Source organism: Kitasatospora sp. NPDC058243 (genome assembly GCF_042882025.1).
Taxonomy (GTDB): domain Bacteria; phylum Actinomycetota; class Actinomycetes; order Streptomycetales; family Streptomycetaceae; genus Kitasatospora.
Map to the genome: position 1 here is coordinate 97,894 of NZ_JBHVWW010000022.1, position 10,190 is coordinate 108,083.

Consider the following 10,190-nt stretch of genomic DNA (forward strand, 5'->3'; position numbering starts at 1 on the left):
AGCCCCGTTCGCTGACGACGATTCCCGGGGCGTCACTCAGCACCCGGCACCATCCGGGTTCAGGCACTCTCCGGATGCCTCGTGCCGTAGGCGCAGGACCCGCGCGTTCGTCAGCTTGGAGCGGTCCACGCTCTCCGGAGCTTTGCAGGCCTCCCGCTCCATGGCGTCGAACCACTGGCAGGACGGGCACTTGTCTGCATCAACGGTGGGTTGGCCGGGCCCGCGCCGAGCGATTTCACGCAAGGACATCGCCGACCGCCTTCCAGTGCTGCTGGTCGGTATCGACGCTCACGCCGAGGTGTGGACCAGCCGTCAACCGCTGCGAGTTCGTGATCATCGCTCAACTCCCGTGCCGATCGGAGCCATCGGCAGGACGTTAAGCGGCCGAGATTCGCCGGCGGGAGCATGATTCTCGAATATTCCAGCTCCGGCAGCTGGGGGCGTGGGAATTCTCAGGCAGAACCGAGTGCCCTGCGGCACCGCGTGATGATGCGGTGGGCGTCCGGTCCGTAGACGGCCGCGCCGGCCAGCGTCTCCCACACACGCAGGTACAGCGTCACGTTGTCGGGCTGGTCCAACCACAGCTCCGCGTGCCAGTCCTCGACGATGACGAGCCGTTCGTCGTGAATCCAAAATCCGTTGGCAGGAGGCAACCCGAGTGAGGCTTCGAACGGCACGATGCCCAAGGAGACGGTATCCAGTCCGACCACACCGCTGAGTCGGTCAAGTTGCGCGGCTAGCACGGCCGGTGGGCACACCAGGGCGCGTAGTGCGGATTCCCACATGACGATGTGGTATCGCTTGCCTGGCCGGTACAGGCTTTCCTGTCGCTGGACGCGGGCTCGAACGGCGTCCTCTACATCGCGCGGCGACTGGTGGAGGCTGACGTACGCGCTGAAGATGTGCCGGGCGTAGTCGGCCGTCTGGAGCATGCCGACGATCATGGAATTCTGCCACGCGCGCATGACGCGTGAACGCTCGTGCTCGGCGGTCAGCGTGTCCTGCACCGGTTTGTGTCCGGCGGCCAACTGCCGTCGCCAGGTGCGGGTCCCCGACTCGAAGGCCCGTAGCCTGGCCGACAGTTCGGGCGCTGTGTGGGGTTGTCCGACGCCCTCGGCCCAGGCCTTGAGGTCCTCGTGGGTGGCCGTCTGTCGGCCGGTCTCCAGCTTGCTGACCTTGGATTGCGTCCAGCCCAGACGGTCGGCCAGTTGCCTGCCTGTGAGACCGCCCTCGGTGCGCAGCTCACGGAGCCGCAGACCGAGGGCGATTCGTGCTTGTTGGAAGTCGGTGCTCACATGGCGGACGGTACCTCAGCGCCGAATTCGCGGCTCGGCGTGGCGAAGTGCCAGGCAGCGTCCCGTACCTGGCAGGCGCGGGCCACCTGCACCGGGTCGGTGATCAGTTCGATGTCGGTCAGGTCGTCGTCGGTGTCGAAGTGCAGCAGGGCGATGACGCGCGAGTCGAACAGCCAGGCGTCCTCCTGCGGAAGACCCAGGCGTTCGGCGTCGGCCCGCCAGAGGTACCGGGTGTCCTCGCCGACGGCGTTGTTCCGTTCGGCGTTGTCGAGCAGGTACCGCTGCCCCAGGGTGGGCGGGTTGTCCATGATCCGCACCCGCTCGAACCGTTTGCCCAGGGCCGCCTGTTCGCGGCGCGAGCGGCACCAGGGGTCGTCCAGGTCCCATCCGGGCGCCATCCCGGCAGCGAACCGGCGGTAGGTTTCGGTCTGCTCGTCGGAGCGGTACCGGCGGCGGGTCTCCAGCCGGAAGGCCGTGTGCTGGAGGGTCCTGAACATGTTCTCGAACTTGTCGTAGCCGATCAGCACGCGTTCCCGGTCCACGTCGCGCGGCGCGAAGTCGGCGAGCAGCGCGCGGGGCACGATCACGAACCCTTCGCCGGGCTTGATGTTGCGGAGTTGGGCGATCTCGTCGGGGTCGGTCACGACATCGCCCTGCACCAGCACCTCCCCGGTGTCGACGTCCTCGTAGAGCGTCGGGCATCCGTCGCTCCCTGAGGTGCTTCCGATGTACCGCAGTCGTCGGCTCACAGCCGCTCCCCTCGCCGTCGGTCAGGCGGAATCAGGATGCCCGGGGACCGACCCGAGGGGAGTGCCGATTCGCGAATATTCTCCTGGCGCGGCGGAAAGGCCCCACCGGGTGGTGCTCAGCGGGTGGCGAGGGATTCCAGGAGGCGTTTGAGGGAGGTGCCGAGGCCCCAGCGGGTGGCGAGGTCTTCGAGGGTCATCGGGTCGAGCGGCTCGTGGGGGAGGGCCGGGTCGAAGGTGGGGAGGGGGGCGTCGGGGGCGACGCGGACGACGGTGGGGGCGACGTCGAGGTAGGCGGCGCCTTCGACGAGGTTGCGGCGGCGGGCCGGGGTGAGCTTGGAGGAGAGGTCGAGGGCGGCGGCGCGGATCGCGGTGAGGTCGCCGTACTCGTTGATCAGCTGGGCGGCGGTCTTCTCGCCGATGCCCTTGACGCCGGGCAGGCCGTCGCTCGGGTCCCCGCGCAGGGCGGCCATGTCGGCGTACTGGGCGCCGCGCACGCCGTACTTCTCCAGGAGCAGCGCGTCGTCGGTGATCTGCAGGTTGCCCATGCCCTTGACCGGGTAGAGCACGGTGATCTCGCGGGCGTCGTCGACCAGTTGGAACAGGTCGCGGTCGCCGGTGACGATCTGTACGGGCCCCTGGGCGCGGGCGGTGAGGGTGCCGATCACGTCGTCGGCCTCGTAGCCGGGGGAGCCGACGCGGGCGATGCCGAGCGCGTCCAGCACCTGTTCGATCACCGGGACCTGCGGGGCCAGCGTGTCCGGCACCTCCTCCTCGCCGTCCTGGGCCGCCTCGGCGACCCGGTGGGTCTTGTACGAGGGGAGGAGGTCCACCCGCCACTGCGGGCGCCAGTCGGCGTCCATGCAGGCGACGAGCTGGTCGGGGCGGTGGTCGTGGACCAGCCGGGCGATGAAGTCCAGCAGGCCGCGGACGGCGTTGACCGGTTCGCCCTGCGGGGAGCGCAGGGTGTCCGGCACGCCGTAGTAGGCCCGGAAGTACAGGCTGGCGGAGTCGAGGAGCATCAGTCGCGGTGCGGTCACGTGTCAGATCATGCCGCACCGCGACGACAGGAGGGCGGCTTCAGTGCTCGTGCGGGCCGGCGCGGTGGACCGGGCCGTGCGCGTCGGCGCAGTGTTCGGTGGACTGTTCGCCGGGGGCGGCGATCTGGAGCAGGGCGCCGGCCGCGTCTTCGCCGACGTGGTCGACCTGGAGCGTGCTGTGGGTGATGCCGTACTCGTCGGCCAGTCCGCGCTGGAGCTCGCGCCGGACGGCGTGGCAGTCGCCGCCGGGGGTGACGAGGATGTGTGCGGACAGGGCCGGCTGGTTGGAGGTGATCTCCCAGATGTGCAGGTCGTGGATCTCCTCGACCAGCGGCTGGGCGACCATCCGGTCGGCCACCGCGTCCGGGTCGATGCCGGCCGGGGCGGCCTCCAGGAAGATCCGCCCGGAGTCGCGGACCAGGCCGATGCCGGCCTTGAGCATCAGCGCGACCACGACCAGCGAGGCGATCGCGTCGGCCCGGACGAAGCCGGTGGTCAGCATGACGGCGCCGGCGACGGCGGTGGCGATGAACGCGTACAGGTCGGTGAGCACGTGCTGGAAGGCGCCCTCGACGTTGAGCGAGCTGCGGTTGGCCTTCGACATGCACCAGGCGGCGGCCAGGTTGACGACGATCCCGATCAGCGCGGTGACCAGCACCAGCGAGCCGGCGACCTCCGGCGGTTCGAACAGCCGGGTGACGGCCTCGTAGCCCAGCCAGGCGGACAGCACCAGCAGGGTGACGCCGTTGGCCTGGGCGGACAGGATCTCGGCGCGCTTGAGGCCGTACGTGTAGCCGCCGCGGGCCGGGCGGGCGGCGAGGCGCATCGCGACCAGCGCGAGGACGATCGAGGCGGCGTCGGTGAGCATGTGCGCCGCGTCGGAGATCAGGGCCAGTGATTTCGCGGCGAAGCCGACGACGACCTCGCCGGCCATGAAGACGACGATGAGCGTGAGGGCGCTGAGCAGCCAGCGGCGGTCGGCGTCGGCGGCGACACCGTGCGAGTGGCCGCCGTGGCCGCCGAGTCCGCCGTGCCGGTGTCCGCCGTGGTCGTGCGCGTGCTTGTGGTCATGCGCATGATCAGTGTGGGAATGCTCGTGCCCGGCCATCGAAGTCCTCTCTGGACGCACGGGTGGGGAGGGGAGGGGCGCGATCGCCCTGCACCCGAAGTGAACCGCAGAACGGACAAAGATCCAAAGGCTGTACTGGTGACCGTTGTCGTTGCCGTTGAGCGGTCCGTTCCGCCCGGGCGGGCGGGCCCCGGCTACCCGATCAGCGCGGTGTCCAACTGCGCCGCGGTGGCCGCCCGCACCAGGGCCCGCATCACCCGCAGGTCCTCCCCCTGCTCCGGGTGCCACTGCACGCCCAGGGCGAACCCCGGGCCCTCGACCGCCTCGACCGTCCCGTCCGGCGCGTGGGCCGAGACCCGCAGGCCCGCCCCGACCCGGTCGACGGCCTGGTGGTGGAAGGTCGGCACCTCCACCTCGCTCTCCGGGAGCAGCCCGCCGAGCAGCGTCCCCGGCACCGGCCGCACCAGGTGTGTCCCGTAGCCGCCGTCCGCGCCGCCGTGGACGTCCACCGGCACGACGTCCGGCAGGTGCTGGACGAGGGTCCCGCCGCAGACGACGTTGAGCACCTGCATGCCCCGGCAGATCCCCAGCAGCGGCATCCCGGCCGCCAGGGCCGCCCGCAGCAGGGCCGACTCCCACCGGTCCCGTTCGGGGGAGTCGACCTCGGTGCGCGGGTGGGCGGGCTGACCGTAGTAGGCGGGGTCGATGTCGGGCCCGCCCGCGATGACGAGGGCGTCGAGCCGGGCGAGCACCTCGGGTGCGCGGTCGGGGGAGTCGGGCGGGAGCAGCACCGCGATCCCGCCGGACTCCTGGACGTATGCGGTGTACCGCTCGGGCACCAGGGCCACCCGGCGGCCCTGCCAGTTGCTCCAACTCGCGTCGACCAGGTAGGTGCTGACGCCGATGAAAGGCCTGCGATCCATGGCGGGCATTCTCCCCCCGCACCGCCTGATCCCCCGTCAACCACGCATGTCGGCGCGCCACACCTGTCCGCCCTCTTCCGCGCCGTCCGCCGCAGGCCGTACGGTTCGCTGTGACCGCTTGAACTCGAAGAGTGATCGTGGAGGGTTCCGTCATGCCCGAGAACGCCGCCGCGGGCGTGCCGCCCCGGGCGCCGCTGACCCTGGACGAACTGCGCACGCTGGTGGACACCGGCGAGGTCCACACCGTGGCGCTGGCGTTCACGGACATGCAGGGGCGCCTGCAGGGCAAGCGCTTCGCCGCCCGCTTCTTCCTGGACGAGGTGGTCGAGCACGGCGCCGAGGCCTGCGACTACCTGCTCGCCGTGGACGTCGACCTGAACACCGTCGACGGCTACGCCTTCTCCTCCTGGGCCACCGGCTACGGCGACTTCGCGATGCGCCCCGACCTCGGCACCCTGCGGCTGACCCCCTGGCAGCCGGGCACCGCGCAGGTGACCGCGGACCTGGCCCGGCACGGCGGCCACCCGGTGGACGCGGCCCCCCGCCAACTGCTGCGCCGCCAGATCGCGCGCCTGGCGGAGTACGGGCTGGCGGCCGACATCGGGACCGAGCTGGAGTTCCTGGTGTTCCGGGACACCTACGAGCAGGCCTGGCTGGGCGGTTACCGCGGCCTGACGCCGGCGAACCTGTACAACGTGGACTACTCGATGCTGGGCACCGCCCGGGTCGAGCCGCTGCTGTCCCGGATCCGCAACGAGATGGCGGGCGCCGGGCTGGTGGTGGAGTCGGCCAAGGGCGAGTGCAACCTCGGCCAGCACGAGATCGCCTTCCGCTACGCGGACGCGCTGACCACCTGCGACCAGCACAGCGTCTACAAGACGGGCGCGAAGGAGATCGCCGCGCAGCAGGGGTGCGCGCTGACCTTCATGGCCAAGTACAACGAGCGCGAGGGCAACAGCTGCCACATCCACCTGTCGCTGCGGGACGCGGTGGGCGCGCCGGCCTTCGCCGACCGGGACGGCCGGATGACCGACACCATGCGGCACTTCCTGGCCGGCCAGCTGACGGCGCTGCGCGAGTTCAGCCTGCTGTACGCGCCGAACATCAACTCCTACAAGCGCTACCGCCAGGGCTCGTTCGCCCCGACGGCGGTGGCCTGGGGCCGGGACAACCGGACCTGCGCCTACCGGGTGGTCGGCCACGGCCAGGGCCTGCGGATGGAGAACCGGGTGCCGGGCGGGGACGTCAACCCGTACCTGGCGGTGGCCGGGATGATCGCGGCCGGCCTGCACGGGCTGCAGCGGAAACTGGAGCTGCCGGCGCCGTGCCTGGGCAACGCCTACGCCGTCGAGGAGTACGCCCGGGTGCCCGGTTCGCTGCGCGAGGCCGCGGAGTTGTGGGGCGACAGCGAGCTGGCCCGGGTGGCCTTCGGCGACGACGTGGTCGAGCACTACCTGAACATGGCCCGGGTGGAGCAGTGCGCCTTCGACGGCACCGTCACCGACTGGGAGCGCTACCGATCCTTCGAACGGATGTGAGGCCGATGACCGACCCCACCGACCCCACCGACCCCACCGTCAGCACCGTCCGCAATCCCGCCACCGGCGAGGTGCTCGCCACCGTCCCGGACACCACCGCGGGGCAGGTGGACGCGGCGGTCCAGCGCGCGTCGAAGGCCCAGCCGGCCTGGGCGGCGCTGGCACCGGGCGAACGGGCCCGACTGCTGCGCCGGTTCGCCGACCAGGTCGAGGTGCACGTGCCGGAACTGGCCGCACTGGAGGTGCGCGAGGCCGGCCACACCGTGGGCAACGCCCGCTGGGAGGCCGGCAACGTCCGGGACCTGCTGGAGTACGCGGCCGGGGGAGTGGAACGCCTGACTGGCCGCCAGATCCCGGTGGCCGGCGGCCTGGACGTGACCTTCCACGAGCCGGTCGGCGTGGTCGGGGTGATCGCGCCGTGGAACTTCCCGATGCCGATCGCCGCCTGGGGCTTCGCGCCGGCCCTGGCGGCGGGCAACGCCGTCCTGCTCAAGCCCGCCGAGGCGACCCCGCTCACCGCGCTGCGGCTGGCCGAACTCGCCCTGGCGGCAGGGCTGCCGGAGGGCCTGTTCCAGGTGCTGCCGGGCCCGGGCACGACGACCGGCCGGGCCCTGGTGGACCACCCGGCGGTCCGCAAGATCGTCTTCACCGGCTCGACCGTGGTCGGCAAGGAGGTGTCCGCCCGCTGCGCGGCCCGGGCCAAGCGGGTCACCCTGGAGCTGGGCGGCAAGAGCCCCAGCATCGTCTTCGCCGACGCCGACCTGGCCCGCGCCGCGGACCCGATGTCCTTCGCCGACAACAGCGGCCAGGACTGCTGCGCCCGCAGCCGGATCCTGGTCCAACGCGAGGCGTACGACGACTTCCTGGCGCTGCTGCTGCCCGCCGTCGAGGCGCTGCGCACCGGCGACCCGGCGGACCCGGAGACCCGGCTGGGCCCGCTGATCTCGGCCGCCCAGGTGCGCCGGGTCGCCTCCTACGTCACCCCGGACCTGCCGGTGCTGGCCCGCGGCGCGGTGCCGGACGGGCCCGGCTACTGGTACCCGCCGACGGTGATCGCGCCGGCCGACCCGGAGGTGCCGGCCGTCACCGAGGAGATCTTCGGCCCGGTCGCCGCCGTCCTGCCGTTCACCGACGAGGCGGACGCGCTGCGGCTGGCCAACGCCACCCGCTACGGCCTGTCCGGCTCGATCTGGACCAGGGACCTCGGCCGGGCGCTGCGGCTGGCCCGCGGCGTCGCGGCGGGCAACCTGTCGGTCAACTCGCACTCCTCGGTGCGGTACTGGACGCCGTTCGGCGGCTACGGCGAGTCCGGGGTCGGCCGGGAGCTGGGGCCGGACGCGCTGCGCCACTTCACCGAGACCAAGAACGTCTTCATCCACAGCGAGGAGTAGCAGCCGATGACGGAGAACGACGCCCCGGTGTGCCGCCGCCTGGTCGGCCGCACCGCCGTGATCACCGGCGCCGGCAGCGGGATCGGCCTGGCGGCCGCCCGCCGGCTCGCCTCGGAGGGCGCGAAGGTGGTCTGCGCGGACCTGGACGAGCAGTCCGGGCGGGCGGCCGCCAAGGAGGTCGGCGGCCTGTTCGTGCACACCGACGTCACCGACCCGTACATGGTCGAGGCGCTGTTCGACGAGGCGTACGAGACGTACGGGAGCGTGGACGTCGCGTTCAACAACGCGGGCATCTCGCCGCCGGAGGACGACTCGATCCTGACCACCGGCCTGGACGCCTGGCGCAAGGTCCAGGAGGTCAACCTGACCTCGGTGTACCTGTGCTGCAAGGCCGCGCTGCCGTACATGCGGCGGCACGGGCGGGGCTCGATCATCAACACGGCCAGCTTCGTGGCCCGGATGGGCGCGGCCACCTCGCAGATCTCGTACACCGCCTCCAAGGGCGGGGTGCTGGCGATGTCCCGGGAACTGGGCGTGCAGTTCGCCCGGGAGGGGATCCGGGTGAACGCGCTGTCGCCGGGGCCGGTGGACACCCCGCTGCTGCGGGAGCTGTTCGCCACGGACCCGGAGCGGGCGGCCCGCCGACTGGTGCACATCCCGCTGGGCCGGTTCGCCCGGGCCGAGGAGATCGCCGCCGCGGTGGCCTTCCTGGCGAGCGACGACTCGTCCTTCATCACGGCGAGCGAGTTCCTGGTGGACGGCGGCATCTCGGGCGCCTACGTGACCCCGCTGTAGCCCCGGGCGTGCCCGACGGTCCTGAGCGTGCCCGTCGCGCCCCTTCTCACCGTAATCTCATCGAAAACCACCGGAATTCGAGGCCGCGCTGATTTCGCGCTTATCCGCGTGCCTTTAGATTCTCTGTTGTGAGCGAGCAGATTCCCGCCGGGTGGTACCCGGACCCGAAGGACACCGGCGGCGACCCGAGGCCGCAGCGCTGGTGGGACGGCAGGGGTTGGACGGCCAGCACCCGGCCCGCACCCTCGGACGCCCCGGAGCCGGTGCCCCCGGCGACCGGGGCTCCGGGGCCGGGGCCGGCCGACGAGCCCACGGTGCTGCAGGGGGAGGTGCTGGACAGCGGGCCGACCGTCCGCTACCCGGAGCCGCCGCCCTTCGGCACCGCCTACGGCTCCGAGGCACCGCCGCCGCGCAAGCCCCGGCGCCGGCCGTCCCCGATGATGATCGCCGCCACCGTCGCGGCGCTGCTCGGCCTGGGCACCGGCTCCGGGATCACCTTCCTGGCGATGGACGGCCAGAGCGACAACCGCCCGCAGCGCAGTGCCCGGCAGGCCGTGCCGAACGGCGAGAACGGCCCCTGGAACGGCTTCCCGGGCCTCGGCGGCAACGGGAACGGCGGCAGCGGGAACGGCGGGAACGGGAACGGCAACAACGGCAACGGCGGGAACAACAACGGCGGTAGCGGCGACGGCAGCAACGGGACCGGTGGCAACGGCGGGCCCGGTGGAAACGGCGGGAGCGGCGGGAACGGGAACGGCGGCAGCGGCAAGGCCAGGCCCGGCGCCGGCAACGCGATCGACCTGGTGAACGGGCTCACCCTGCCCGTCCCCTCCGGCTGGCAGGGCGGCTACACCAACGACGGCTACGCCTCGGTCGTCGTCGGCTCGTACCAGTGTCCGGACGGCAACGGCTCGTGCAGCCTCGGCGGGGTGACCACCGGCCGGATCGACGGCGGCGGCACCGACGCCCAGGCGGCCGCCAAGGCCGACATCGAGAAGGCGGCCAAGGACTCGTACGGCGCCATCACCGGGCACCAGGAGCTGAAGTCCGAGGCGGTCAAGGTCAACGGCCAGGACGGCTACCTGGTCCGCTGGAAGGTCGACGCGCCCAAGGGCAACAACGGCTACGTGCAGACGGTGGTCTTCCCGTCCACCGACGGCAAGTCGCTGATCTCCGTGCACTTCGGCTTCGACATCGCCGACAAGGCGCCGGACGTCGGCCTGATGGACACCATCGTCAACGGCATCGCCGACTTCAAGGGCAAGCTGCCGTCCCTCCCGGGCGGCGGGCTCCCCGGCGGCGCCACCGGTGGCACCGGAGGCACCAGCACCTGAGCGGCACCAGCACCTGAGCCACCCGCTCCTCACACGGCGGCGGCCCACCCGGAGAGCAC

General features: G+C 71.9%; 9 protein-coding genes. 4 read left to right on the forward strand and 5 right to left on the reverse strand.

The features are described 5' to 3' along the window. Positions 1-452: 452 nt before the first annotated feature. The 5 genes from ACFVX9_RS17275 to ACFVX9_RS17295 all read right to left on the reverse strand — a co-directional run bounded on the left by ACFVX9_RS17275 (position 453) and on the right by ACFVX9_RS17295 (position 5,073). Complete coding sequence (locus tag ACFVX9_RS17275; RefSeq protein ID WP_387982302.1) at positions 453-1,295, reverse strand: helix-turn-helix domain-containing protein; 843 nt, start codon at positions 1,293-1,295, stop codon at positions 453-455. Further along, positions 1,292-2,044 (reverse strand): DUF6879 family protein, encoded by a 753-nt coding sequence (locus ACFVX9_RS17280; RefSeq protein WP_387982304.1) that lies wholly within the window; start codon positions 2,042-2,044, stop codon positions 1,292-1,294. Before ACFVX9_RS17280 ends, ACFVX9_RS17275 begins: the two co-directional genes overlap by 4 nt. 116 nt (positions 2,045-2,160) lie before the next feature. Next, on the reverse strand, positions 2,161-3,063 hold the full coding sequence (locus ACFVX9_RS17285) for a 5'-3' exonuclease H3TH domain-containing protein (protein WP_387982314.1): 903 nt from the start codon (positions 3,061-3,063) through the stop codon (positions 2,161-2,163). A gap of 58 nt (positions 3,064-3,121) precedes the next feature. Next, complete coding sequence (locus ACFVX9_RS17290) at positions 3,122-4,189, reverse strand: cation diffusion facilitator family transporter (protein WP_380376144.1); 1,068 nt, start codon at positions 4,187-4,189, stop codon at positions 3,122-3,124. Positions 4,190-4,344: 155 nt separating this feature from the next. Beyond that, positions 4,345-5,073 carry a gamma-glutamyl-gamma-aminobutyrate hydrolase family protein gene (locus ACFVX9_RS17295; protein ID WP_380376142.1) on the reverse strand — a complete coding sequence of 243 codons (729 nt, stop codon included), beginning with the start codon at positions 5,071-5,073 and terminating at the stop codon, positions 4,345-4,347. A gap of 152 nt (positions 5,074-5,225) precedes the next feature. Here ACFVX9_RS17295 and ACFVX9_RS17300 point away from each other — a divergent pair, with 152 nt between their 5' ends. The 4 genes from ACFVX9_RS17300 (at position 5,226) to ACFVX9_RS17315 (ending at position 10,131) form a co-directional block, all read left to right on the forward strand. Continuing rightward, on the forward strand, positions 5,226-6,611 hold the full coding sequence (locus ACFVX9_RS17300) for a glutamine synthetase family protein (RefSeq protein WP_363378760.1): 1,386 nt from the start codon (positions 5,226-5,228) through the stop codon (positions 6,609-6,611). 5 nt (positions 6,612-6,616) lie between these two features. Next, on the forward strand, positions 6,617-8,002 hold the full coding sequence (locus ACFVX9_RS17305; RefSeq protein WP_387982307.1) for an aldehyde dehydrogenase family protein: 1,386 nt from the start codon (positions 6,617-6,619) through the stop codon (positions 8,000-8,002). Between the two features lie 6 nt (positions 8,003-8,008). Beyond that, positions 8,009-8,797 (forward strand): 3-oxoacyl-ACP reductase, encoded by a 789-nt coding sequence (locus ACFVX9_RS17310; RefSeq protein ID WP_063346866.1) that lies wholly within the window; start codon positions 8,009-8,011, stop codon positions 8,795-8,797. A 128-nt stretch (positions 8,798-8,925) separates the two neighbouring features. Continuing rightward, on the forward strand, positions 8,926-10,131 hold the full coding sequence (locus ACFVX9_RS17315; RefSeq protein ID WP_387982309.1) for a DUF2510 domain-containing protein: 1,206 nt from the start codon (positions 8,926-8,928) through the stop codon (positions 10,129-10,131). Positions 10,132-10,190 lie beyond the last annotated feature (59 nt).